This window comes from Acinetobacter sp. YH01011 (genome assembly GCF_013420785.1).
Lineage (GTDB): Bacteria > Pseudomonadota > Gammaproteobacteria > Pseudomonadales > Moraxellaceae > Acinetobacter > Acinetobacter towneri.
The window spans coordinates 41,076-66,975 of the sequence record NZ_VOYG01000010.1 but is presented as its reverse complement, the minus strand read 5'-3'; the positions used below and the strand labels follow the sequence as shown (position 1 = coordinate 66,975).

Here is a 25,900-nt window from a genome sequence, read left to right as displayed (position 1 = left end):
TCGAGCTATGCGGTATTGATAAATATTCAATAAAGTGGAACGTTTTTTTAAAGAACGTTCCACTCAAAGAGTGTGGGGTTCAGCGGACGCTTACCTTTCTCTTAAAGCCTCTTGCGCTTTATTAAATGGTTTTATTAGATAATCTAAGATCGTTTTCTCCCCTGTTTTAATATCGACTGTTGCAACCATGCCAGGAGTAATACTGAATTGTTTGCCTGCTTTATTCATCAATTTTCCTGAATCCGTTCGAATATACACTCGATAATAAAATTGATCTTGCTTAACTTCATCTCTCAAGGTGTCTGGAGAAATAATAGAAACTTTTCCTTTCAACCCACCATAAATAGAATAATCATACGCGGTGATCTTCACCAGTGCATCTTGCCCAGGATGAATAAAAGCAATATCTCGCGGTGAAATACGTGCCTCAACCAAAAGTTGTTCATCCAGCGGAACAATTGTCATCAACTTGCCATTTTGAGAAATCACTCCGCCAATTGCAGATTCATCAGGAAACTCCCAGCAACTGGTCATATACTGATAATGGATGCTGCAAACTCTCGTAGGGCATCACATGCGGTGCCGCTGTAACAGGCACAATGCTGGAAACCGTATTTGATTGCGGTAATGGCGCGAATCTTTGCTGCTCTTGCTGCAGTCGAACAGCTGGTTTTTCTTGCGTGGTTGCATGAATCCGCTGATTGGCGGTTTCATGCAACCACCGACCAATGTGGGCATTAGCAACATCAACATCCAACAATAAGCCTGAAGTCTTAAGGCTTGCTTTCAATTGCACAATAAAGCTTGATTTGAGATATCCATTAAAGCGTTCAACTTTGCCTTTGGTCTGTGCGCGGTAGGGTTTACATACGCGGGAGGCGAAAGCCATATTTCTTGGCACAATCGAGCAGTTTGGGGTTCCATTTGTGCTGCCCCTCCTGATAGGCATCCCGTTCAATCATGATCGTTTTAGCGTTATCAAACAGGATTTCCTGAGGTACGCCCCCAAAGAACTGAAATGCATTTTCCAGACCATCGATCCATGCATCCGTCCGTTCATGATCATAAAATTTCACGAAGGTTGCTCTGGAATAACCTAATGTGGCCACAAAGGCTTTCAAAGTCGTATGGTGACGTCGAATCGTGGTGAAATCAACCTGCATTTGTTGACCAGGTTGGGTTTCAAAACGAATGACGGGTTCTGATTTGGCAACGGGTTTTAATGTTGCAAGATATTCCCTCAATATCCTGATCTTTCCTGGATATCCAAACCCTAAAATCTGCTTATAGAGCACAACGGCAGGAATCCATTCAGGATGAGCTGCATTTACACGTTCAAGCAAATAGGGTTTATATGGATCAAGAATACTTATTCTAGGTTGTGTACGCCGATACTGAGGTGTGGTGTTTTGCCGTAAATATTTACGTACGGTATTCCTGGATACCCCAAGTTCACGACTAATGGCTTTAATGGATTTACCTTGTTGATGAAGAATTTGGATGGTCACTGCTTGCTCCAAAGTTAACATGTTGAGCAGTCCAAAAAGACCGCTATATTAACCAAGGGGGTCAGTTTTAAAATGCCGTTAGAGGGTTATTTTTACACTGCTGCTAACACTTGTTATATTTATGGGACAGCAGTGGCCTTAAGCTCCCATTTTTACTGTATTTTTTTGAAATTTCGTATAACCACCATTATGTTAAATGGTAGGGGATTCTAAGTACGAGATTAGAAAATTTAGTCTTTAAGAGGAGAAATTTGTTCTAGCTTATCTTCAGGATTATTTTCTCTAATATGTATAATTCGATCATAATTTTCTACTCCTCGTAAGTGAGGTGGTGCAAATGCTGGATACTTGTTGAAAAAGTGCATTTTAATATTTAGTGCATGGTCTAAAATAAAAGCGCATTCAATTCCATAGTACTTATCATTAATAAAAAAATTGTCTGTAGTTTCTATTAGTTCTTGGATAGCTAAATCCAATTTTTGAATTTTTTCATTAATATCTTTAGTTTTATCTTCTATCTTTTTGTCCATTGGTATCACCTATAGAATTAAGTTCCCCTAAAATTAACATAATACACCTTATACGAAATCACACAAAAATCAAAAATGGGAGCCTTAAGCTCGCATTTTTATTGTATTTTTTTGAAAATTTCGTATAACGCCCATTATGTTAAATAGAATAGAATTTGAACGATAAAAAATTAACAGTCATACATTATCATTAACAAATAATAGGGGACATTTTTTATGGGTGATAAATTGAAAGAAATACCAGCACTTACTGGGTGTTTTATTGCGGGTACTCTAGTGCGTGTACAGAGGGATCTAAATTTACCACGGAGAATTTGGAAAAAAATCGAAGATATACAGGTAGGTGATCTAGTTTTTGATCCTAGACAGTATCGTGGACAACAAATCCCTCTAAATTCTTGAAATATTTCTGTTCAAAGGCTTCTGGGCTTAAACAGCCGTTTGCAGAATGTCTTCTGATTCGATTGTAATAAATCTCAATATAGTCAAACAAGACAGCATTCGCTTCTTTTCGAGTGGCAAATACACTGCCATGGACCACATGAACTTTCAATGTATGAAAGAAGCTTTCGGTCACTGCATTATCCCAGCAGTTTCCCCTGCGTGACATACTTTGAACGCAGTTATTCGTCAATAATAGCGCCCTAAAATCACGACTACAGTACTGTGAGCCTTGGTCCGAATGTACCATGACACCCATTGGATACCCCTGACGAGCCATTGCATAATGAAACGCATCACATACCAATTGACGGTCTATTCGATAGCTGGTTTGCCAACCGACAATACGACGGCTGAATAGATCCAGCATCACACATAAATACAGCCAACCTTGCTTAGTACGGATATAGGTAATATCTGTTGTCCAGATCTTATTGGGTTCATTGACCGTAAATTGACGATCTAACAAGTTAGGTGCTGTAGGCAAACGATGGTTTGAATCAGTCGTATGCTTGTATTTACGTGCAATCCTGCTACGTAAACCAAGCTTTTTAAGCATTCTTCCAACGGTTCGTTCGCTCATGCTGTAACCTAAATCATGCATGTCATGTACCAATGAAGGTGCACCCAATCGTGCATGATGCTGCCAATATACGGCTTTTAAATCATTATATTTCTGCGCTAGATTGGTCTGGCGCTTTCGCCAGGCATAATAGCCTGAAGTGCTGACACCCAGGCATTTACAGACAGAAGATACAGTGACTTCATTCACATCCAGATCTTGAATTACCGTGTACTTTTCTTGGCATGATCTGTCAGAAAGTACACATGCGCTTTTTTTAAGATGTCATTGACTTCCCTAAGCTGTTTGACTTCTTTCTCTAATTCCAATATCCGCTGTTGTTCTGGTGAAAGTTGACGTTTGCTTGAACCCACTGGATTGGCTTCACGAATCCATTTGTCTAAAGTTGAATAACCCACACCTAATTTCTGGGCGATTGCAGCTGTAGGCTCGTGTGAGTTTGAAAGTGCATAATCAATTGCTTGCTGTTTAAATTTGGGATTAAAACGTTTGGCCATTTCTTGGATCTCCAAAGTTAACGTTACGTTATCTTTAGAGGGAAGTACTGTCCATTATTTTGGCTAGGATCAACATGATGAAATAGCTCTCTTAAAATCAAAGGTTCAGCTTGATCAAATGCAATATCCCTAGTCTGAACGATCTGCTTCAAGAATTTATTCACATTGTTGTCGATATGAGTGACTGTGATCTCCTGCCAGATACTAGGCACAATCAGGGCTAAAGGACGTATTTTATAAAAATGAGAGGCAATATTAATCCCATACGGATCAAGATCACCATAAAATGCCAACAAGCAGTTATCCGATACTTGTTCTAATAATTTAACTACTGTTTTAATGTTGGCCCCATGCCCACGATAGACAAACAGGCTCGACTGCCACTCAAGAGGCAACTGCATATACCAATCAAATACCCTATTCATCATGGCACCATTTTCAATAATAATGATGCGCTGTATCGATTGTATGTCATCCCTGGATGAATTTGGTCAAAAGTGAGACGATAAATATCCTCAAATCAGTAAATCATGGCTTGCCAACTGGTCGAATCTCAACACGTTCTTTGCCTATCCAATGGACATTCGCAAGGCGATTTATACCACCAATGCAATTGAATCCTTGAACAGTGTCATTCGCCATGCCACCAAGAAAAGAAAAATCTTCCCAACCGATGAATCTGTGAAAAAAGTGGTATATTTAGCGATTATGGCAGCAAGCAAAAAATGGACGATGCCCATTCAGAATTGGAAAGCTGCCATGAATCGTTTTAGTATCATGTTTGATGAACGTGTAACCAAGTATTTTTAAAACCACATTTACACAGAATTATTTACACCCTCATTAAATAGTGTAATTATCAGTAGATACCAAATTTACAATCTTCAATGGCTTGCATTTTTTTAGTAGTTGACTCAGCCAACGTTTTACGTTGCTCTTGAATTGCAGGGTCACGAGTAAAAATAGGTAGTTCTTTAACTTTAGTCCGATATTCTGTTTCAATTTCATGACACACTTTAATATTTTCTATTGTTTTATTGACAAAATTTTCATCTACTTTTTTGTACTGATTTTTAGAAATACGTAATGTTTGACCATCATCAGATAAATGTAAGGGCATAGCAGCTAAACCATTATTAACCGCTAAAGTATCATCTTTTTTTTCCAATACGAGAGAACTTCCCTCTTTACCATTCACCACATTACTACGAGCAACCACATTTTCTTTAAGAATATAACTATCTTTACCCTCTTTAAAAATTTGCATAATGCGCTTTCCTTGCACATTTTCTAATTGCCAGTAGCCAACCATTTTGTCATGTTTATTACCACAAGCTGATAAAAAAACCGTCGACATTGATAATAAGATTACTAACTTTTTCATAAGTAAACCTCTGAAAATAATAAAGATTCTTCTAAGCACAACTTTTTATAACTATCACTAGTCGTTTTTAGGTTAAACTGAAATATATCAAAAAATAAATAAAATACATACATTTATTTTTAATTGAATTATTTCAAGTGGAAACTACACCCCAAATTTGCTAAATAGGTTTTCCAGCGTTTCAGTTATACAATGTTTTATGAGATCTGGACTAAATTCAACAGCATCATGAAAAGTTAGAACAACAAAATATCCGAAACTATTCCCAAAAGATGTCAAACAGGAAGCCCATTTGAAACTTTACTTAATGGAAAACGAATTTGGGCTGATAAGAATTTAGCCCAAATTTAACCTGACAGGCACAATAAAAAACGGGGAACTGTCAGATCAGTTTTGAGCTAGTATAAGTGAAGGGTTGTCCTTGTTAGCAGCAGTGTAAAAATGCCCCCTTGGTTATGGTTAATATAGCGGTCTTTTTGAACACTATCTGTACCCTATTCTTTTGAACTGGAAAGCTCTTCAGCCAACTGCTCAGCCTGTTCCAATACAGTTTCTGTAGCCAATAAAGCCATATCAGGTGGATAGCCATACTTCTTCAGCAATCTCTTCACGATGACTCTTAACTTTGCTCTAGCAGCTTCCTTGATCGTCCAATCCAAAGTCACATTCTTACGAATAGAATCAGTGAGTACGACTGCAAGTTCTCTCAATATGTCTTTCTGCATCAATTCTCGAGCACTGTCATTGTCTGCTACTGCTGAGTAGAACGCATATTCGTATTCAGTCAGGTTGAGTTCTTCAGCCAGTTTGTCTGACTCCTGAATTGTCTTAGCTAACTTGATCAGTTCATCAATGACTTCTGCTGCAGTAAGTACCTTGTTCTGATAACCCTTAATTGCTGAACTCAACATATCCATGAGCTTCTTACCTTGGGTGACACTGCGTTGCTCTCGTACCTTAATCTCATCACCAAGTAACTTCTTAAGTGTTTCAAGCGCAATGTTCTTATGCTTATAGTCTTTCATCTCCTGCATAAACTCATCAGAGAGAATCGAGATATCTGGTTTCTGAATCCCTGCAGCATCGAAGATATCTACCACTTGCTCTGTGACTAGAGCTTGGTCAATGGTTTGCTTTACCTTGGCTTCAAGCTCAGCATTACTTAAGCCAGAAATCTTGCCTGTACCATCACTAAACTTAGCAAGACGTGCTTTGACTGCTTGGAAGAATGCCACCACTGGTGCAGCTTCCATAGCATGTGGATGAGGTACAGCTAATGCGAATGCCTGTGACATCGCTGTGACTGCTGTCAGGAAGCGAGTCTTCCCTTCTCCTTGATCTACACCAAGGATATGCTCTTCCGCTTCTAAAATGATGTTGAGCTTACGAGAAGTATCTGCAGTGAAGTACTCTTGGTAGTTGAAGCCATGCAAAATGCCATCAAGCACTTCTAGCTTTTCTTGCAGGATCGTTGCAGCTTCATCCTGCACCAATGCAGGATCACCTTTACCACCTGCTTCTGAGTAAAACGATAAGGCTTCTTTCAAGTCAGATGCGATACCAAGATAGTCCACAACCAAGCCACCAGCCTTGTCTTTGTAGACACGGTTGACTCGTGCAATCGCTTGCATGAGGTTGTGACCTTTCATTGGTTTGTCGATGTAAAGGGTGTGCATACTTGGGGCATCGAAACCAGTCAGCCACATATCACGAACAATAACGAGTTTGAGCTTATCATCATTGTCTTTCATACGATCTGCTAAGCGTTGGCGCTGTTGCTTGGTAGTGTGATGTTTAGCAATCACCTCACCATCTGAAGCTGAGGCAGTCATCACAACTTTGATTACACCATCATTCAGATCATCACTGTGCCACTCTGGTTTGATCTTTACAATCTCGTTGTAAAGGTCTACAGCGATCCTGCGAGACATGCTGACGATCATGCCTTTGCCTTGGTTTGCATTGGCTTTAAGACGCTGCTCAAAGTGTTCTACGATGTCCTTTGCAATGGCTTTGATACGTTCTTTACTGCCGATCAAACCTTCGACTCTTGCCCACTTCGCACGTTCTTTTTGAGTTTGGTTTAAGTCATCTTCAGTAAACTGGTCATCAAAGTCTTCAATCAGCTCTTTGCCTTCCTCACTGATGGCAATCTTAGCTAGGCGGCTTTCATAGAAGATACGAACAGTTGCACCATCCTCCACTGCTTGCGAGATGTCATAGATATCTACATAGTTCCCGAAGACTGCAGGTGTGTTTACATCCGTCTTCTCAATTGGTGTTCCTGTGAAACCAAGGTAAGTAGCATTAGGAAGTGCATCACGCATGTACTTGGCAAAACCATAGACAGTACGTTTACCGACAACCTTGCCATCTTCATCTTTGACATCGACTTCCTTGGCATTAAAGCCATACTGAGAACGATGTGCTTCATCTGCAATCACGACAATGTTGGTTCGGTCTGACAGTTGCTCGTAGACGCTAGTGCCATCATCCGGTTGGAACTTTTGGATGGTGGTGAAGATCACGCCACCTGAACCCACCTTGAGTAACTCTTTGAGTTCTTCTCGGCTGTCTGCTTGTCGTGGTGTTTGTCTAAGGAGTTGGCTTGATGCAGCGAATGTACCAAAGAGCTGATCATCTAGATCATTACGATCTGTGATCACAACGACTGTTGGATTATCCAAAGCCAAGACAATCTTGCCTGTGTAGAAAACCATAGACAAAGACTTACCTGAGCCTTGGGTATGCCATACCACACCGGCTTTCTTGTCACCGACTGCTTGTTGCTGTACCAATTCGAGCTTACTTCTACCTTGATGTTGCATGGCAACTTCTGCTGATTTCGAGTCCGAGTTCACTGCAGACGCACGAATAGTCGAGAGGACTGCTGCATTCACTGCATAGTACTGATGATATGCAGCCATCTTCTTGATGGTCTTAATGGTGATTAAGCCATTGGTATCCTCGTGCTTCGTTGATTCATAGACAATGAAGTGTCGAATCATGTCGAGTAGTGTGACTGGATTCAGTAAACCATGAATCAGGACTTCTAGCTGTGCTTGTGTCTTCTTGGCTTTGGTTTGACCATTGTTTGTCTTCCACGCCATGTAGCGACTGTAGTCTGCTGAGACAGTACCTGCTTTCGCCTCTAAACCATCAGAGATGACGTTGAAAGCATTGTAGGTAAACAAGCTAGGGATTTGGCTTTGATAGGTCTGTATTTGCTTGTATGCGCCTTCTACAGTGGCATTCTCGTCTGTTGCATTCTTGAGTTCAATGACCACCAAGGGTAAGCCATTCACATACAAGATAATGTCTGGTCGTCTTGTCCAGCGATCTTCTTTGATGGTTACTTGATTGACGACAAGGAATTCGTTATTGGTTGGATTCTCAAAGTCAATCAACCAAGCATACTCACCTTGAGTGTTACCCTCTTTGCTCACCTCAATGTTAATGCCCTCAGTGAGCAGTCGGTGGAATGCTTGGTTATTACTGAGTAGATCAGGGGATTGAATATTGGTGACTTGCTTTAGTGCTTCAGTACATTTGTCTTGGCTTAAATGAGGATTTAAGCGTTGTAATGCATCAAGCACTTTGTCTTCCAAGATGACCTGCTTATAGCTTCGTAGAGGGTTAGTGCCCTTCGATTCAATCTCAGGTCCATACACATAGGTATAGCCCAATCCCTCTAGTTGCTCTATCGCCATCAGCTCAATGTCTGATTCGGTCATCTTAGTCACTTGATTATTTCCCCCTAAACTTATCCATATAACCTGGACTCATTAATTTTTTATATGATGTAAAGCTAAGAAACCTTATTCATCGTCCTGCACGTTATAGCCATACTTCTGCACAGCATTCTCAATAGCGCCCTCAAACTTATGGCAAACATATAGATAGAGTTCAGCATCTACCATCAGTACTCCAGGAACACCTAAACCATCATTGAGTGGAATCAGAGTCTTTTGTGAACCAATCTGAACTGTTGGTCGTTGGTATGAGCAATTCACAGTGACTTTATGTGGCGATCTATTCCAGTCAATTTTCTTGGCTTCCCACTCACGACTACCGCCCAGCAAGGTGACTTGAATCTTGGATTCAGTCGCTGTCTTATTCAGTTGTTTGTAAGAGACAAACTTGGCGACTGAACAAGGAGAGTGATAACAGGTTTCTATGACTTTACCTTTTTGTATGCCGCTATGATTGAATTTAGCCGGTGCTGCTTGAACGGTTGCAGCAAAGCTAACTACAGCAATCAAGCCAAATCCCATTTGAATCATGCGCTTTATCATTCTGTTTTTCCTCTTTGTTCTCTTTTACTTAATCCATCGGCACAGCGATCTTATTCACTTTCCAACTCAAACCATCACGAACCATTTTGACAGTGACGGCTTTGGAATCATTTGGATGTTGGATCACAACCTCAAAGTCACTGAATGAGGTATAGCGAGTTTTGTACTCTGCTTGATCTTCTTCTTTGGTTTCTGTTGTTGATGCTCCCTGTGATGAATGTGCTGCATCTTTAAGGTCTTTGCCTTGCATCATCATGGTCATCCCTTCAGGTGTGACAAAACCATCAATCATCTTGTCTACCATGGTAGATGCAAGCATGGCACCTAGTGCTGCGAAACCATCATCTTTATGGGTTGCCATCTCTTTCATCATCATGGCATTCATTTGATCTTTGAAGCTCTGACGCACACTTGGATAGTCGATGTACTTGGACACCTTTTCGCTATCACCTACTTGTGCAGCATTCTTGATGTTATTGATGGCAATGTATGGCGAAGCATACAAGTAGCCACAGATCACTACGACTAAGGCAATGATTGCCCCTATAATTTTTTTATTCAATTCAGCCCCCTGAATGTAAAAAAGGTGAAGCCATCAAATGACTTCACCTCAAATGTTATGCAACTTCTTCTGTTTGGTATTGGACTCTGACTTCGCCGCTCATCAGCTTAGGAAGCAAGGTATCTCGTAGTTGTTCAAGTGTTTGGATTTGCTTCTTGTTAGATGAAACCTTTTGCATCGAAGGAGTAATCAACAGCGAATACTCTTCAAGGTAGTCTAAACTTGGAGTCTTAAAAGAGATATTTAACATATCTTCTGGCTTAACCCTTTGATGACTGCCACTGGTTCCCGAAGCACTCATTGCTAATTCATCAATAACATCTCTTGAATTGAATAAGCTATACAAGAACATTAAATGAGATCCTACTTTAGGCTTCAAATTCTGAAACTCTGTTGAACATACATAATTATCTTTGACATCAGTTAATAACCATATACGAGGCACTCTTGGATTCAGCTTTGAGACTAAAATTGAGTTCTCACATACTCTGTACTTATTACTCAGAATTTCCGCACCCAATTCAATAGTAGGCTTTTCTCCTGAATCAAAAGCAGGCAAACTAAAATGATAGTATGTCTTAAGAGGATCTTTTGATGGGTTCACATTGTCTTTGATATGAGTAGCTATATCACTTACTAGTAAATCATCCCAATCCTCTTTCGCTTCCTCAATAAACCATTGACGAAACAGTGTTTCAGCCATGGCTTCCAAAGTCTTGTTCTGACAGTGCAGTAAGTCGATCTTGTCATCTAATGATGAAAGGATTGAGGCTATGGCTTTTTGTTCAGGGAGAGACGGAAAGCATATCTCTTCTTGATGAACATCATTACGGTTAACTCCAGGCACCGCACTTTTGTCACTAAATTTTTCCCAATCCAATGTTTGCAAAAAGTAGTAGATGAACTTTTTGTCATTCCCCTTAAAGTCGTTTACATAAAGAGATGTGTTTAATGGCCAAAATGGTACATCACTGAAAAAAACTGAACCAATGGTTCCATATCGGCCCGTCACAACACCTGATTCATTTACTTTGGCTTCATTATGAAAATCAGCAAAACCTGAAGAAGCAATGATGGGAACACTACCAGAAACACGAGATTGCTTTGGTAAGTCATAACCACGTTTTAGGGTAAAGAAGCTATCTAATCGCCCAACCTGCCACTCACTCATACAACCACCTTTGCTAAGTTCTCAGCAATGGCTTGGTTTAGCTTGGCTTCCTCAGCAAGCTGTGCTTCAAACTCTGCCTTTAAGCTTGTAAAGCGTACCTTGAAGTCGAACTCATCTTCATCATCAGCTAAACCAACATAACGACCTGGCGTCAGTACATAATCAAGCTCAGCGACTTTCTCAAGTGGTACAGATGCACAGAAGCCTGCAACATCCTCATACTCACCACCCTTGTTACGCCAATTGTGGTAAGTGTCTGTGATGAGCTTAATATCTTCATCAGACAAGACTTTGGTTCTGCGGTTAATCAGATGACCTAGGTTACGAGCATCAATGAACAGAATCTCATTGCTACGATCTTGGTATTGGCTTGAGTTAACACGGTCACGACGCATAAACCATAAAGCAGCAGGAATCTGTGTGTTCAGGAACAGCTTGGCAGGTAGGTTCACAATACAGTCGATGACATTGGCTTCTGAAACCAAGGCTTTACGAATCTCACCTTCACCACTGGTCTTAGAGGTTAATGCACCTTTAGCAAGCACAACGCCTGCCTGACCTTTAGGACTCATGTGATACAAGAAGTGTTGCATCCATGCGAAGTTCGCATTGCCTGCAGGTGGTGTACCTAGAGACCAACGAGCATCACCCACTAACTGCTCACCGCTCCAATCAGAGACGTTGAATGGTGGATTAGCAATGATGTAATCCGCTTTCAGGTCTTTGTGTGCATCATTCAGGAATGAACCCTCAGAGTTCCATTTCACATGCTCTGAGTTAATGCCACGAATGGCTAAGTTCATCTTGGCCAAACGCCAAGTTGTCTGGTTACTTTCTTGACCATAGATGGAGATGTCGTCCACTAAACCCTGATGCGATTCTACGAATTTCTCAGACTGTACGAACATACCACCTGAACCACAGCAAGGATCGAATACACGTCCTTTGTATGGCTCTAGCATTTCAACCAATAAGCTCACGATGGATTTAGGCGTGTAGAACTGCCCACCTTGCTTACCTTCAGCTAAAGCGAACTCACCTAGGAAGTACTCGAATACGTGTCCTAAAACGTCGGCAGAGCGATCTTTTGCATCACCTAGGGCAATGTTACCAATGAGGTCTATCAGCTCACCTAGGCTCGTAGGATCGAGATTTTGACGTGCATAGACTTTAGGTAGTACACCTTTGAGCTGAGGGTTCTCATTCTCAATGGCTTCCATTGCATCGTCTACAATCTTACCAATGGTGACTTGCTTTGCTTGGTTTAACAGGTATGACCAACGTGCGATCTCAGGAACGAAGAAGACGTTGTATGCAGTGTATTCATCACGATCTTCAGGATCAGCTCCTGCAAACTCTCCCTCACCTTCAACCAATAGGTTGTAGTGAGCTTCAAATGAGTCAGAGATGTACTTGAGGAAGATCAAACCAAGGACTACATGCTTGTACTCAGCAGCATCAATGTTCTTACGAAGTTTGTCTGCAGCTTTCCAAAGAATGACCTCAATGGGTTCTTGTTTGGTTTGCTTTGGAGTACGTGCCATGGAATTGTCCTGCAATGAATAGGTTATCTAGTTTTAGTTAAACCAATAGTACCCAATAATACGCTCGTGTGTAAGTATTGATACGTCATTTCTTGTCGTACAATTTAAGTATTAAAAAAGTGTAGCAAGTTGCTACACTTTTCAGACTAATCACAAACCCCACTTTAGCGATCGTTAAAGTGGGGGTATTTTCTAAACTTCTATCGCTTATTCATAGTGATTTATTTTTAAGCGTATTGATGGCTAAAAAATACAATAAAAATTAACTTCGATAAGTGCAAGGCGATTTTCTTCAAGTTTTGTGCTGTAACTGACAGTAAACATTGCTGCGTTACTTGCATAACAGAGACCCTGTAATTATTTTGCAACGGCAAAATTCGTTCAACAGTCTCCTTATCGGGACAATATAGATGCGCGACACGTTCATGAATGATATTGAGATCAATCGCTTTGTCTATTTTACGTATAAGATAATTTTTAGGAATAAACTCTTCTAGCGTAACCATATCAATTTCAGTTTGGGTGGTATAATTTTTCGCATGTGATAATTATAAAAAATTCTCACGTAAGTGTGAGAGTTTTATGAGCAAACTGAAAAGTGTAGCAAGTTGCTACACTTTTTCACTTTTCTGAATAAGCTGTTTTAAAAAATCTTCTAGTTGTAAAAGACTAGCTTCATCAATTTCTGAAATTTTAAGAGAGATATTGAGCTGTTTTTGATTCAGTTTGATATTTCCAGCAACCTTACCATCATATTCGATTTTTCTTACCACTGATGTCGTGGTTACTTTTTCTGGATCTTGACTCAATAGTTTTTCAGCATAAGAAGTAACTTTGCTTTGCTCCAGTTTTTTTTCTTTTAATTTCTCCCAAGCACCGAGTAAAGCTGTTTCCGCCTCCGAAAGTTGCTCTATATGATCCGATAAAAATTTCTTGAACGCTGTTGCAGCAGTACGACCGACTAGACCTGGCTCCAAATCCAGGTCATTCAACATTGCTTTAGGCAGCTTTTCATACGATAGATATTTGTACATATCTTCGCGATTTAAACCCAATGAATTAGCTAAACGTTGCTTGTTCTTCTTCAACTTTTCATCAAGTGAGTTCAAACCAATAAAAATTTCATAATCTGTCAGATCTTGACGCTTTAAATTTTCAGCTAGGGTTAACAAAGATGCTTCTTCATCATTAGCATCAATGATAATGGCTTCAATCACCGACTTGCCGAGTAATTGATGCGCCCGTAAGCGTCGCTCGCCTGCAATCAGTTCATATTTCAGATTATCAAGTTTACGCACTGTAATGGGCTGCAAAAGGCCGATTTCATTAATAGAATCCGCCAGTTCTTTTAATTGAGAATCTTCAAATACTTTACGCGGTTGGTTGGGACTGCGACTGATATCCTCAATAGGAACATTACGTCTAAATTCTTTTAGCTCTTTAATATTGTCTTTCTGTGCTTGCTGATGTTTTTCTGTATTTTGTTTCAATTTTTGAGCTAAAAGCTCTTTAGTGCTTGCCATAATACTCTCAGGTTTAAACTTTCGCTACAATTTCATAAGCAAGGCTTTCAAAAGCCTTACGTACTTTTGAATTTTTTTCTACTTTCAAAAGTGGCTGTTGCAGAATTGCTGCTTGATTAACTTTAGTACTTTGAGGAATGGTAGTTTGTAAAATTTTTCCAACCTGTTTTAAAGCTTCATCCCGAATCAATTTACAAACATTCTGACGTTCATCATGTTTAATCAGTAAAGCGCCTAAAAGCTCTAAATCTGGATTAATACGTTTTATCTTTTCAAGATGGTTTAAAAGATCTGTTACCCCATACAGTCCATATTGTGATCCAGATTCGATAGGGATAATGACATGTGTTGATGATGCTAAGGCATTACTGGTTAATAGTTTAAGACTAGGTGGGCAATCAATTAATATGAAGTCGTAAAGATCTTTTAACAGTTCTAGCTTGATGCTTAATTCTTCTGAAGGACGAGGAGCTTCTTCTTTAAGCTGGTCTTCAGTTTTTCCTAAATTTAATGAGCCATAAATTAATGATACTTTTTCAAAGTTTGTTTCTTCTTGTAATGCATCAGCTAATAATGAAATATCACCAACGAGTAATTCTGCTGAAGTAACAACAATTTCGCTTGGATGTTGGATCCCAATGTGTAAACTTGCGTTTGCTTGAGGATCTAAATCAATGACTAAAACTTTATTGCCAAGATTTGCAAGTTCAGAGGCTAGATGTACAACGGTCGTTGTTTTGCCACATCCACCTTTGTGGTTAGCAACCGTAATAATTTTTGCAGACATACGTGTCAGATGCTTCCGTATTTGAATGTTTAACAATATAAATAACTTTCACTCATCATACTATAGTTTTTAAATTTATAAATCTTATTTATTTAGGTGTAAAACAACTTAAAAAACTAATTTTTAAATAAGCTAGCTTAATTAATAATTAGTATAATTATTTATTTAGCTAATTAATAATTAAGACTGTTTTTTTGCTATATAAAACAAATGCTTATAAGTTTAAAAGTGGAGGGCTTGTCACCGTAAAGTGGAAGGTTTGTCACTCAAAGGTGGAAGGTCTGTCACTCAAAGGTGGAAGGTCTGTCACTCAAAGGTGGAAGGTCTGTCACCGTAAAGTGGAAAGTTTGTCACAAGAGTGGAAGGTTTGTCACTACTATTTTTAAAAAGGTTATATTTTTTAAAAAACTCTTGCAAAAATAAATACTTAATTTGTTGATAAAGTTGGCTAAACAATCTTTAAGGGTGGAAGGTTTGTCACTATGTGTTAGCACCCTGTGGATAAATTTTTTTTATTGGATATTTCCTGATGATTATCTATTCATTTATACCTTTCAAATCTAATGAAAGGTGGAAGCCTTGTCACATCTAGGTTTCTATCTGACATAGCATACCTAAATTTGGAAGAAATAAGTGAAAATGGGTATTTTGAACTGTTAGTTTAGAGCTAAAGGTGGAAGGTCTGTCACTATATGGTGGAAATAATATATTTCATTCCACTTTAAGGACAATAAATCGTCAAAAATGCATATTTCTGATGACAAGCCTTCCACTCTTAGATTCTTGTGGTGAAAGTCTTGAAAGTTTTTCCACTTTTGTATATAAAAATAGAATTAAATATATAAATATCACGGTTATGACAGAATCAGAATCATTGCAAGAAGAATTGAATCATATTCCTTACTGTATAGGCAATATTCGTCATAATGGCGTTGTTAGCACTAGTAACCGCTTAATTCGCCCAATTGAGTTATCAGCCAATGAATATAAGGCGCTCCTATATGCAATGGCTGTTGCAAATTATAGTGAGAAAAATAGGGTAAATGGTGAAATCACAGAACAAACCTATATTTATCTGTATAAGGATGATTTGGCAGATTTACTAGGATTGAATAAACGCAATTCGATTAATGTTGCAATAGACCGGATTTATAAAGAACTTTCATCTAGGGTGGCTCATTTTATTATTGAGGAACCTACTGATGATGGTAAGAGAAAGACTAAAAAAGTACATTCTGTCGTTCCTATTATCCGTGAGTTAAGATGGGAAGATGATTCTAAAAATGCCATTCAGATTCGTTTTACCAGTGAGGTGTTACCGTATTTCACGCAGTTGGCTGGGGGGAATTTCACCACCTATCAATTGAAACATCTGTTTGCCTTGGATTCTGTTGCTAGTATGAGTCTTTATACGTATTTCATTAAAAATGAATTCAAGTACGCAAGCCAAAAGAGTTATGAAGTCCCAATGCTTTTAGAAAACTTGAAAGCTCTGATTGATATTAATGAAACTAAATATGATCGCTGGGTAGATTTTAGACGCTATGTATTAGATAAAATAGTTGCAGAAATTAACGAAAATACAGATCTACAACTAGAGTATGAAACCATAAAAAAAGGGCGCCCAATTGTGGGGGTGAATTTTAAACTGCATCAGCGTATTACTGATAAAACACTAAATGAAACTGCTGTAATTGAAAAAATTTATCTTGATGTTCCATTTGAAGAGAATGCATTAGTAAAAGAATTGGGGGCAAAATTCGATACGAATGTACGTTCCTGGTACATTTTTAATAATGATGAAAAGTATTCGCAGTTCAAGAAGTGGTTTAAAAAAATTGGTTGTCTCACTGACTCTCAAGCAAATATTGTTATTAATGACACTTTATTCCAAATGGATTTTGCTGAAGTTGGTATGAGCTTGAATGACTTTAAACGTAATATGAAGCATAAACTAAAAAATAATCCGGAATTTGTACAAAGTATTCGTGATAGGCTGAATGATATTTTTGGTAAAGAGCTTGTCTAAGGAAAAGTGTAGCAACTTGCTACACATTTTTTAATGTATCACTGAAGAATTCAAGTACTAAGAAAATTGGATACAAAATATCTGTGTGTATAGCTGAATGAAAAATAGTTAAAAGAATAGATATTATTTTTAGATTTTACACTTTTGTTGTTCCTCATATATTTTTGCAGAAAAAAGTTTTTCAGTGCTCAAAAAATGGTGTGGTTAAGATAGGGAGATCAACCAAGTTTTAAGTATATAGAGTAATTTAGATAAAAAATTACTAAATATTTTTATAGCCTTTGTATAAAGCAGCGGATCATGAAAACTATTAAAATAGCCTAAGCTTATTAGCTTTGTTGTAAAAATTTACTCTGAGATGCTTCTTAAGCTAGATATTTGATGCTGTTGCGTCTAGCCACAAATGATAAGCTAAAGACCGTTTTAGCTAAAGATGATGACGATCAACTTGGCGATACCATTGATTTGTAAGTATCCTCTAAACTCTATGCCAATCTTTTAATTTGGATCACTTTGTATGTCGGCAACTTTTGCAGTACACCATTTAAATAGGCATACAGATCTAGACCATTCAACTTTGCTGACTGGATCAATGTCATGATGTTAGCAACTCGCTGACCACTGCGCAGTGATCCAACATACAACCAGTTCTTACGACTTAAAGCCCAAGGGTGCATTTGGTTCTCCACCAAATCATTGTAAATAGATAGATTACCATCATCTGAATAGCGGCTTAAGGCTTGCCAGCGCTTTAGAGTGTAATTGATTGCCTTAGCGGTGGTAGAACTTGATGGCACCATCAGATGATGTTGGTTGAGCAATTCATATAGTTGTTGCATCACTGGTTGACTATGCCGTTGCCGGTATTCGCAGCGTTGTTGCGCTGTACCGTCGGTCTTGTGCCTTAACTCTGCTTCTATCGCATACAATTTCTGAATCAGCACCAGTGCCTGTTCAGCAATCTGACTTTTCCCAGTGATATGCAGTTCATGGAATTTACGACATGCATGTGCCATGCAACCTACTTCAATGATCTGACCTGATTTGAAATGTGCTTTATAACCACTGTAATCATCACAGACCAGATGTCCCTGCCAGCCATTCAGGAATTCTTCTGCATGCAGACCTGAACGGTTTCTTGAAAGTCATAGATCACCCCCTTGCTGCAGCACCACCTGTTTTAAGGCATTGACCAGAGGTTCAAGTGTCTACACCACAGCGACCAATCCAATCTGACAGGGTGGATCTAGATAGATCTACACCTGCGCGCAGAAAGATCTGTCGCTGACGATACAGCGGTAAGTGATCAGCATATTTGGATACCAGCACATGGCTAAGTAACTCAAGTGTCGCAATACATTTATCGATCACATAGGCAGGCATCGTTTGCTGAGTCAGGGTGTCACATTGATCACAAACCCATTTACCACGCACATGCTGTTCTTTATAGAACTGCGCTGGTCTGAAATTCAATTTTTCACTGATATTCGCCGATACGACGCAGTGTGCACCCACAGATGTATTGCGTTGATGCAGATTCATGCTCAATACGTACGGTTGCTAAATGATCTGGGAGTAGTCGACGTTTATGTTTATTTATCCAATGAGCCGTAAAACACCCTCATTTATGGAGGTGATATAAGGCTCGATTTTTAATTCTAATGAGGTGATTGTTGTTGCTCGATGTATTGTTTAATAATTTCTAATGGCGCACCACCGCAACTTGAAGCAAAGTAACTTGGCGACCATAAAGAATCACCCCAAAGTTTGTTTTTAATTTCAGGAAAGTCTTTTCTAAGGTGGCGACTAGATAGACCTTTTAAGCTATTCACTAAATTTGAAATAGCAACTTTTGGTGGGTAATTAATTAATAAATGAACATGATCATCCTCCCCATTAAATTCAATCAATACAGCATCAAAATCCAAAGCCCGATATTGGCAATAGTCACCAACATAATATACATTAAATTGTATAAATTGCTGTGTATATAAGTACAATGAAATAAACAACTTACGTTTTCAAATATTTTTTATTGGAATTAATTTTTATTAAGATCGTTTAATTGTGGTCACATAAGTTTTTAAAAATTTACCAAATTATCACCAACATAATTTTGTGATGATTAATTAGGTAAACCGAATGGTAAAAAATCAGGTTGATGGAATTATATATGGCCAGCCTAGGCTTTTATCAGCATTAATTAACTGTATAACCCCCAAAAAAAATTAAAACAGACACTCACCATTAAAACTTAGGTGTAGCACGAGAGTTAAGCAGTATCCGTTACGATGATTTATTGAAGTCATTTTATTTCTAACTGCAATTGAGCAGGCCTACCAATGCAAGCCAGATGTAAACAAAATTTAAAAGCCGGTAGTGCTTTGCCTTGTTTTAAGGAATATAGCTGTAAGCGTGCATTATTTTCTTTTGTTGTTGGGTAACCTTCTAGTTTCTGATTTGCCTTGGCAAGTTTGAGTAGATTCGGCGTAATTTCTTTGTTTAAAAAATTAACCATATCTATTCCAAGTAAATGCCACATGTTGGCAGGAAACAGATCTTTGGCCGCATAGTAGAATTTTTCCAGATTCTGAATATTTTTCCGCGTTGAATGTAAACCTGTATGTGAAGCAGTTACGTGATTAATAAAGAATTCTAAGACATACCTAATATTTTCAGGTGACTTTTGATAGCAGGCTTGTAGATAGTTAAAAAAATGTGTGACCAATAAAAGGTCCTCATTAGTATCAATCATTGACGGTTTGATGTATTGCAGTTCGGTTATATGAAAAAGTCTTGGATTGTTTTTTCTAGATTTAAGTTGTTTGAGTTGGATTGCATTGTCATACCAATACTTGATGAGCTCATGAGATAGGCAAAGTTCTTGTGCTACGCGCTCCGTATCATATTTGTATAACTCTAATAAGCAGAGTGCCTTATAAAATAGATCAAGATCGATTTTAGATTCTGGAGTCGCGACAAAATAGTCAAAAATACAATGTTCTTGCGTTTGATTTACCTCTAATTCTGCATGTAGTGTGTGAGCATTGCTCGCTATCCATTTTTCTTGATTGTTTAGAAGGAGTTTACAGAGCGTTGTAGCATGCATTTCAAAATTGAATTCAGACTGATCATTGAGCGATTTTAGAAAATGTAACTCTTGTGTTGAATTGCTTATCCCCAGCATTTTCTTAACCAAACCATTGCTTAGTAATGGGCGATATTTGGAAAATTGATAACCTGCAATAAAGTAAGCTACATGAATATAACTTTTAAAGGTCTCGATGGGTTCGAGATGCCCCAAAAGATGTGCGATGATAATCCAATGATTTTGATCAATTGAATTACGTAATAACTCAGCCCTGAGCTGATTATATTCAACTTCCGTATAGTCTGTGAGGCTATCAGACAAAAAATGATAATCACATTTAAAAATTAATGCTAAATGATTTGCTGCAGAATGTCTAAATGAATGAAATGTATAGTGATGTTGCTTGAATAACTGATCCATAAAATTTTTAAAGGGTGCAGTCAGCATGTGCTGGCTGAGTTTCTTATTCTCATTGAACTGACTGAATAAATAATCATTCGGTTTTTTTGTTAACCGCTGTTTGACAACATATTGATGAAATTGTTGATACTCAGATGCTTTGAGTAAGCAATACACGGGCACGCTACGTTGCGCGCTGTCAGTCTTTAATCTGTGTTCATTGCCTATTTTTTCTGACCCATATGGCTTGACCAATAATGATATTCTGTTTAATCCTTCAGTATCTTTGATACGTAAACCAATCATTTCATTAATTCGCATCCCAGTTCTGTAAGCAAGCGTATAAATAAGACTAAGATTTTCATAGTCATGTTGAGAGATGATATTTTGTAGATGTGCTTGTTGAAGTTTTTTGATTAACAGTTGAAATGTGACTGGGCTGATAATACGTGTGCGTGGTCTGGTTTGTTGATCCAGCGTCTCTAAAGTGAATGCTGGGGCATCGAATAGTTGTTCTTGAAATTGATGAAAACGTTTGAGTGTTTTTACAATTTGAGCAGCCGATTTTTTAACAGTATCTTCGAGCAGACTTTCAGCAATACAGTTATTTTGATAAATCTGTGCATATATTTTTTGCAGGCGTGTTTCTTCATCGTCCTCAGAAAATTGATATTGTAAAGAATAGATTAGCCAAGGCTCACCAATTCGAGTGTAGTATGTGTAAATTGAGCTTTTGGCTAACTGGCTATTGTTGGAAATGATTTTAGCAAAAATTGTAGCGCAAAAATCAAATCTCTGAGCTAGCAGATCTATATCTTCTTGAGGTGGTTTAAAGAGACTAATTAACCACAGGGTGATTCGTTTACTGTATTCATTAAAGAGTTTTGCATTCTCCATACAATAATCGATCATGAGTTGATAGATTGGGGCATCTGTTTGGCGAAGACGAATAATTTTTAATAAGTCTTTATGAATTTTTAGTACATCTTTTAGTGCATCTTGCTCATGATGCAAATAAACAGTTTGTGGAGGTAAATTCTTAGACTGATGAATGACTTCAGTAGTGAGCTCATGCTTATATTTAAATTTTGGTTGCACAAAACGCTCAAACTCTTGTTCGGGTAAACCACAACTGAGTAAATTCCCGATGAGGCATTCAGAGAGCGCCGGATCTATATCTACGTTGGGAAGCTGTAACCAGTTGTAGCGAGCATGCTGAAGTAAATGCGATAAGCTATTTTTTTTAAACTTTTTCTTTATTTTTCGAAAGATATACTCAAGATAGCCCTCTACGGGAAGATGAACATGTCGAATATCTCTCAGATTAAAATGTATTAGCCACAGACGTGTGACGGGGTCTGGAATAAAATTTCTAGATTTTCGAACAGTATATTCATCAATAAAAATATCGCCATAATGATTAGAATGGGATTCTAAAAAAAGAATATTAAGGTCTTTATAATGGCGTACTTTTACTGGATTTCTGAGGTGTTCAAGCAAGGCATTAAGTTCAGCTTTTTCATTTAAGCCACCAAATAGAATGGCAGACAATATAATATTGCCCACGATTTCCTCATTTGAGAATGAGTCACAGCTTTCAGCCAATTCCCAATAATTATAAAGCTGTTGTACGAGGTCATTTATTTCATGACCATCGGCATTCCAGCTCATGGTCACGATAGGCTTATCTCTTTTAATATCTAAAACAGCATGAGGCAGCTCTAAATCCAAGCGATGCTGAGCATTTAACTCTTTGATGTAATCTTCAAAAAAATCATATGCAAACTTGATCCACTTTTTACTCGTAGAGTTTTTCTTGATGTGGCTATAAACCTCGCCGTAATCACCTAGCAAATGTGGATTCTGATCAAACTGCTGTTCTGAAAAATATTTGCGGAGTGAAGCATGAACTTCATTTTGAATTTTTTGTTCATTTAATTGTCGAGTAAGTTCTCGTTTCTTTTCGGCAAACAGTTGATCTGCTTTTTTAAGCGATGAGGACATTTAAATTCACTCCAATAATTTCAAAATATTCCTGCATTTCATTTAAATGTGTTGCGAGCGCGCGATATTGGTTCAGAGACAAACTAGAAAATGGATGTGCGGCTTCCTGTTGGAAGGCTTCATGTCCAAAAAGTGCAAGTATTAAAGGCTCGGGGATTTGTTTGTTGGTGAGAAAGGCACGTGTTGTATGGCGGTGCCAGTTGGGATGTGCTAACCCAACTTCAGGATGAAAGTCACGCACATTGGAAGGTGTAAGCGGAGTGAGTGTGCCATTTTGTAAAAGATTTAACAGAGGCTGTTCATTATTAAATATGGCATCAATTTGGGCTGAGATTTCGCGGTTAATCGCCATGTAATGTTGTTGGATATGTTCGAGGAAACGAAGATATTTCTTTAATTCACCGATGAGAAATGCACAAAGTGGAATCAAGCGTCCAAAGCCACGTCTACCACCGACCTCTTTGTCAGACAGCATAATTGTCTGTTGCTGAAAACTTATATTATTCAAAAAACCTGGAAAGTCCCGAACAGGTCGTGCAGCGGTAAACAAAAGTAGGATATGCCACATCCAAATGCTATAAGCATTAAAACTTTCTACCCAGTCGTTATCTGAAGTCGTATAAATTTTGGTGTAAAGATAGAAAAGGATGTCCTTTATGACATTTTTACTTGGTGCTTTTTGGCTACCAAAGCAGATGGACTGATCACTATAGACAATATCACCGTAGTCATTTTCAGCGAGCTGTGTACATAGTTCAGATAAAACTTTGACATAATTTTTTTGTAATTTATTTACATTGTAATGGCAGTAAGAGCTTGAAGAAGAGTGACTTGCATCTACACCAGTGATGATGTCAGCAAGTTGCCTATTGCCTGTTTTTTGCAAAATAACATGATGCAGTAATGAGCTAGTTTTTGATAAGTTCAGCTGAGGAATTTTGACTTCATCTTTTATTATTCTAATTTTTTTCTTTAGCTCATCTTCAGTGATGATTGGTTCTGCTTTGATACGATCAATAAAGTGATTTGGGATAGGGATATCTAAATGAACGGTGTTATTGATCAGTGACTCCGGATATTCAAACGTTGCATCTTCAAAAATGCTGAATTTGGTTGAGAGATAGTATTGGTCACTTTGCAATTTAATGACTTGGCGATGATTTAATCTTTTTACACGCCTTTTTTGAAAATTTAACCAGTCTTTAAAGCCAACGCCTGTGATTAAGCAAAGTAATACAACGAGCACGCTTTTATCATTATGTTTTTTATCATCATGATACAGGTATGTAATTAGGTCAGAAATAGTATAAACACTTGGGAGTAAACAACTTGCAGTGAGCAAATGATCTTGTCGTTGCATATGTTTTGGAATTAACGAAAGTGCCATACGTTGGGCATTTTTAGAATGTCTGGCAAGTGGTGTAATCTGATCTGCTTGAACAATAACAGAGGGGTCTTCTTGCTCGTCAAGGGCTTGCTCATTAGCTAAACCTCTATTACTTTTTTTAGTCTCAATGATTTCGTTAATAGTTCCATCGGTATCCCATGTACGATATTGCAGTTTACTATCTACACTTGATTTGGCAATTTTTGGACGGCTTTTTAGTACATAATTGAATGCAATACGTAATTCATCACAGAAATTTTTCTGAAAATCATTTAGTTCTTGATCTGCTTCAGGTTGAAGAGCAGACTCTACAAATTGCTCTAATGATAGAAATAAAGCAGGGAATTTAAGAGTTAAGAATGCTTGATAATCTAATGCGTGAGCATCTTTTTTTTTTGCAAAAAAAGACTTGTTTGCAACGCGGAAACGCTGAAATAAGCGCTTAATCGTATTGAGATGCTCTGTATGTTGTTTTTCAAATAAATCTGGTTTGATCTGCGGCAATGCTAATAAATATAGTGCTGCTTTAAGGACGAGCACATTCCAGGTGAGTAGTTCCGTGTGCGCATGATAAATGCTGGCAATACTGTTGATGTAATACGTGATTGGGGAATCACCAATTTTAGATTTTCTAGACGCTTGGAGAGTAGCGGGAATGCGAGGTGGTGAACTTGTAGAAATATCAGATTCAATCTCACTGAGAACAAGCCCCTTAAGATAATCTGAGCAGTCATGGTAAACCAATAGATCTGCGATAAAGTTAATATGTGCATGAAGACACAAATCCTCTGCATTAAAAAGCTTTTTTAATAAGTCTGATAATAAAATTTTGGGTTGAGGAAGGGGCTTAGTTTCACTTTCGTGCATATGAACAATTCCAAAAATCTGTTGGATTTGGTGAAAAATCATTTTGATTTAAATAATGATCGACGACTTTTGATTGCTTGCTGACTTCGTCAAGTAGATGCTGGCGACGTGCATGGATTTTTCTGTTTCTATTGTGGAGTTGTGTATGGCTAAAATTGAGTAACTTACCAAGCCCCTCAAGACTGAGCGTTTTATGTGCTTTGAATGAATGTAAGCGATTAAAGTCGAGTAAAACTTCAGTCGAAATATATCGGTTGATCGCTTGCTGAAGATGCTGCGGATTTAAATTGTGTATATCAAAAGTATTTGCTTGCAAAAAACTTAAGAATTCAAAGCTTGCATAGTGTTTGAGTTGTTGTTGTAAGTTGGCATCAGGTGGGAACGTATATACATGTAATTCCTGAGGTGAAGGCGGAAGCTTCATGTGATGCAGGTACAAATCAAAATTATCAGCGATCCAGAAATTGGATATTCCTGCTATAGACCAAACATTGAGTTTGTTTGATGCTAAACGAAAATGAGAAGTTAATCGTAGAGCTCGAAAGGCCATGTGATAGCAGTGATGAATGCCAGCAAAATCTGGATGAGTGTTTAATGCGAGTTTAGAAAGATCTCGCTTGAAGATAATTTTGGGGTTATCAAAATTAAATGAACATTCAGAAGTTACTTGTTTACGCGTTCCACGGCACATATTTAGATTATTAAAATATAACTATGATACATTTCTACTATTTAACTGTTTACTTTTCAAGTAATCTAACGGTATTTATTGTGTAAGTGTAGAAAAGTAGACACAATTTATAGTTTTGGTGTGCATAATTTAATTTGGTTCTATTTTTATTAGTAATATTTTTAAGCTATTACCGAGGTTGGGATTGATTGATTGTATGGCTGTGATTCCTGCTACAAAGTAGTAAAAGTTAGATCATAAAAATACCCCAACCTTGGCAATAGTCACCAACATAATTTACATTAAATTGTATAAATTGCTGTGTATATAAGTACAATAACATCAATAACTTACGTTTTAAAATATTTTTATTGGAATTAATGTTTATTAAGATCGTTTAATTTTGGTCACATAAGTTTTTAAAAATTTACCAAATAATCACCAACATAATTTTGTGATGATTAATTAGGTAAACCGAATGGTAAAAAATCAGGTTGATGGAGTTATATATGGCTGAACCGTACCGGGTTTGTCGGAGACTTTTTTATTTAAGTTAGGCCACCTGACCTAACGGGTTAATCTTATGCTGCTGTTAGGGTCTAAAAATAGCAGTTTTGAAGGGCTTTAT

At 37.9% G+C, this 25,900-nt stretch carries 17 protein-coding genes and 4 pseudogenes; 2 read left to right on the top strand and 19 right to left on the bottom strand.

Annotated features, from left to right (window positions below; translation table 11 throughout):
• Positions 1-90: 90 nt before the first annotated feature.
• From FTT78_RS08380 to FTT78_RS08360, 5 genes and pseudogenes are all read right to left on the bottom strand, one after another.
• Positions 91-495, bottom strand: a pseudogene (locus tag FTT78_RS08380) (HlyD family efflux transporter periplasmic adaptor subunit); the annotation flags it as partial.
• 13 nt (positions 496-508) lie between these two features.
• A pseudogene (istA, locus tag FTT78_RS08375) lies at positions 509-1,529 on the bottom strand (IS21 family transposase).
• A gap of 209 nt (positions 1,530-1,738) precedes the next feature.
• Complete coding sequence (locus FTT78_RS08370; protein WP_179989178.1) at positions 1,739-2,038, bottom strand: hypothetical protein; 300 nt, start codon at positions 2,036-2,038, stop codon at positions 1,739-1,741.
• A gap of 361 nt (positions 2,039-2,399) precedes the next feature.
• Positions 2,400-3,559 (bottom strand): IS3 family transposase gene (locus tag FTT78_RS08365; RefSeq protein WP_154320140.1). Its coding sequence is split into 2 segments (ribosomal slippage): positions 2,400-3,325 and positions 3,325-3,559, totalling 1,161 coding nucleotides; the frame shifts between segments, so codons are not numbered across the junction.
• Positions 3,560-3,582: 23 nt separating this feature from the next.
• Positions 3,583-4,011: a hypothetical protein gene (locus FTT78_RS08360; protein WP_373682995.1), complete on the bottom strand. Its 429-nt coding sequence runs from the start codon at positions 4,009-4,011 to the stop codon at positions 3,583-3,585.
• 49 nt (positions 4,012-4,060) lie between these two features.
• Between FTT78_RS08360 and FTT78_RS08355 the strand changes: the two are divergent.
• Positions 4,061-4,369 (top strand): annotated as a pseudogene (locus FTT78_RS08355) (transposase); the annotation flags it as partial.
• 49 nt (positions 4,370-4,418) lie between these two features.
• Here FTT78_RS08355 and FTT78_RS08350 read toward each other — a convergent pair.
• From FTT78_RS08350 to FTT78_RS08310, 9 genes are all read right to left on the bottom strand, one after another.
• Positions 4,419-4,943, bottom strand: coding sequence for a hypothetical protein (locus FTT78_RS08350; protein WP_154320138.1), 525 nt, complete (start codon positions 4,941-4,943; stop codon positions 4,419-4,421).
• 494 nt (positions 4,944-5,437) lie between these two features.
• On the bottom strand, positions 5,438-8,677 hold the full coding sequence (locus FTT78_RS08345; RefSeq protein WP_218944576.1) for a type I restriction endonuclease subunit R: 3,240 nt from the start codon (positions 8,675-8,677) through the stop codon (positions 5,438-5,440).
• A gap of 84 nt (positions 8,678-8,761) precedes the next feature.
• Positions 8,762-9,238 carry a hypothetical protein gene (locus FTT78_RS08340; protein ID WP_070153126.1) on the bottom strand — a complete coding sequence of 159 codons (477 nt, stop codon included), beginning with the start codon at positions 9,236-9,238 and terminating at the stop codon, positions 8,762-8,764.
• Positions 9,239-9,266: 28 nt separating this feature from the next.
• Positions 9,267-9,800: a DUF2939 domain-containing protein gene (locus FTT78_RS08335; RefSeq protein ID WP_167846516.1), complete on the bottom strand. Its 534-nt coding sequence runs from the start codon at positions 9,798-9,800 to the stop codon at positions 9,267-9,269.
• 55 nt (positions 9,801-9,855) lie between these two features.
• Positions 9,856-10,971, bottom strand: coding sequence for a restriction endonuclease subunit S (locus FTT78_RS08330; protein ID WP_104915058.1), 1,116 nt, complete (start codon positions 10,969-10,971; stop codon positions 9,856-9,858).
• A complete protein-coding gene (locus FTT78_RS08325) occupies positions 10,968-12,515 on the bottom strand; it encodes a class I SAM-dependent DNA methyltransferase (RefSeq protein WP_154320136.1) in 1,548 nt (515 codons plus the stop codon). Before FTT78_RS08325 ends, FTT78_RS08330 begins: the two co-directional genes overlap by 4 nt.
• A gap of 227 nt (positions 12,516-12,742) precedes the next feature.
• Positions 12,743-13,021 (bottom strand): hypothetical protein, encoded by a 279-nt coding sequence (locus FTT78_RS08320; protein ID WP_070153138.1) that lies wholly within the window; start codon positions 13,019-13,021, stop codon positions 12,743-12,745.
• 105 nt (positions 13,022-13,126) lie between these two features.
• Entirely contained in the window at positions 13,127-14,038 is a 912-nt protein-coding gene (locus tag FTT78_RS08315) for a ParB/RepB/Spo0J family partition protein (RefSeq protein WP_070153141.1), read from the bottom strand.
• Positions 14,039-14,051: 13 nt separating this feature from the next.
• Positions 14,052-14,825 (bottom strand): ParA family protein, encoded by a 774-nt coding sequence (locus FTT78_RS08310; protein ID WP_094069344.1) that lies wholly within the window; start codon positions 14,823-14,825, stop codon positions 14,052-14,054.
• Between the two features lie 856 nt (positions 14,826-15,681).
• Between FTT78_RS08310 and FTT78_RS08305 the strand changes: the two genes are divergently transcribed.
• On the top strand, positions 15,682-16,854 hold the full coding sequence (locus FTT78_RS08305; protein ID WP_094069347.1) for a replication initiation protein: 1,173 nt from the start codon (positions 15,682-15,684) through the stop codon (positions 16,852-16,854).
• A gap of 485 nt (positions 16,855-17,339) precedes the next feature.
• Here the strand turns inward: FTT78_RS08305 and FTT78_RS08300 are convergent.
• The 5 genes and pseudogenes from FTT78_RS08300 to FTT78_RS08280 form a co-directional block, all read right to left on the bottom strand.
• Positions 17,340-18,451: pseudogene (locus FTT78_RS08300) on the bottom strand (IS66 family transposase); the annotation flags it as partial.
• A gap of 61 nt (positions 18,452-18,512) precedes the next feature.
• Complete coding sequence (gene tnpA, locus FTT78_RS08295; RefSeq protein WP_257229519.1) at positions 18,513-18,830, bottom strand: IS200/IS605 family transposase; 318 nt, start codon at positions 18,828-18,830, stop codon at positions 18,513-18,515.
• A 329-nt stretch (positions 18,831-19,159) separates the two neighbouring features.
• A complete protein-coding gene (locus FTT78_RS08290; protein WP_154320135.1) occupies positions 19,160-22,348 on the bottom strand; it encodes a tyrosine-type recombinase/integrase in 3,189 nt (1,062 codons plus the stop codon).
• Positions 22,332-24,602, bottom strand: coding sequence for a hypothetical protein (locus FTT78_RS08285; RefSeq protein WP_070153152.1), 2,271 nt, complete (start codon positions 24,600-24,602; stop codon positions 22,332-22,334). The genes FTT78_RS08290 and FTT78_RS08285 overlap by 17 nt, the downstream gene beginning before the upstream one ends.
• On the bottom strand, positions 24,589-25,293 hold the full coding sequence (locus tag FTT78_RS08280; RefSeq protein ID WP_094069346.1) for a hypothetical protein: 705 nt from the start codon (positions 25,291-25,293) through the stop codon (positions 24,589-24,591). Before FTT78_RS08280 ends, FTT78_RS08285 begins: the two co-directional genes overlap by 14 nt.
• Positions 25,294-25,900: the final 607 nt, after the last annotated feature.

Coding starts and splice junctions, on each gene's coding strand:
- FTT78_RS08370 (WP_179989178.1), bottom strand. CDS start 2,038: ATGGACAAAAAGATAGAAGATAAAACTAAAGATATTAATGAAAAAATT.
- FTT78_RS08350 (WP_154320138.1), bottom strand. CDS start 4,943: ATGAAAAAGTTAGTAATCTTATTATCAATGTCGACGGTTTTTTTATCA.
- FTT78_RS08345 (WP_218944576.1), bottom strand. CDS start 8,677: ATGACCGAATCAGACATTGAGCTGATGGCGATAGAGCAACTAGAGGGA.
- FTT78_RS08340 (WP_070153126.1), bottom strand. CDS start 9,238: ATGATAAAGCGCATGATTCAAATGGGATTTGGCTTGATTGCTGTAGTT.
- FTT78_RS08330 (WP_104915058.1), bottom strand. CDS start 10,971: ATGAGTGAGTGGCAGGTTGGGCGATTAGATAGCTTCTTTACCCTAAAA.
- FTT78_RS08325 (WP_154320136.1), bottom strand. CDS start 12,515: ATGGCACGTACTCCAAAGCAAACCAAACAAGAACCCATTGAGGTCATT.
- FTT78_RS08320 (WP_070153138.1), bottom strand. CDS start 13,021: ATGGTTACGCTAGAAGAGTTTATTCCTAAAAATTATCTTATACGTAAA.
- FTT78_RS08315 (WP_070153141.1), bottom strand. CDS start 14,038: ATGGCAAGCACTAAAGAGCTTTTAGCTCAAAAATTGAAACAAAATACA.
- FTT78_RS08310 (WP_094069344.1), bottom strand. CDS start 14,825: ATGTCTGCAAAAATTATTACGGTTGCTAACCACAAAGGTGGATGTGGC.
- FTT78_RS08305 (WP_094069347.1), top strand. CDS start 15,682: ATGACAGAATCAGAATCATTGCAAGAAGAATTGAATCATATTCCTTAC.
- FTT78_RS08290 (WP_154320135.1), bottom strand. CDS start 22,348: ATGTCCTCATCGCTTAAAAAAGCAGATCAACTGTTTGCCGAAAAGAAA.
- FTT78_RS08285 (WP_070153152.1), bottom strand. CDS start 24,602: ATGCACGAAAGTGAAACTAAGCCCCTTCCTCAACCCAAAATTTTATTA.
- FTT78_RS08280 (WP_094069346.1), bottom strand. CDS start 25,293: ATGTGCCGTGGAACGCGTAAACAAGTAACTTCTGAATGTTCATTTAAT.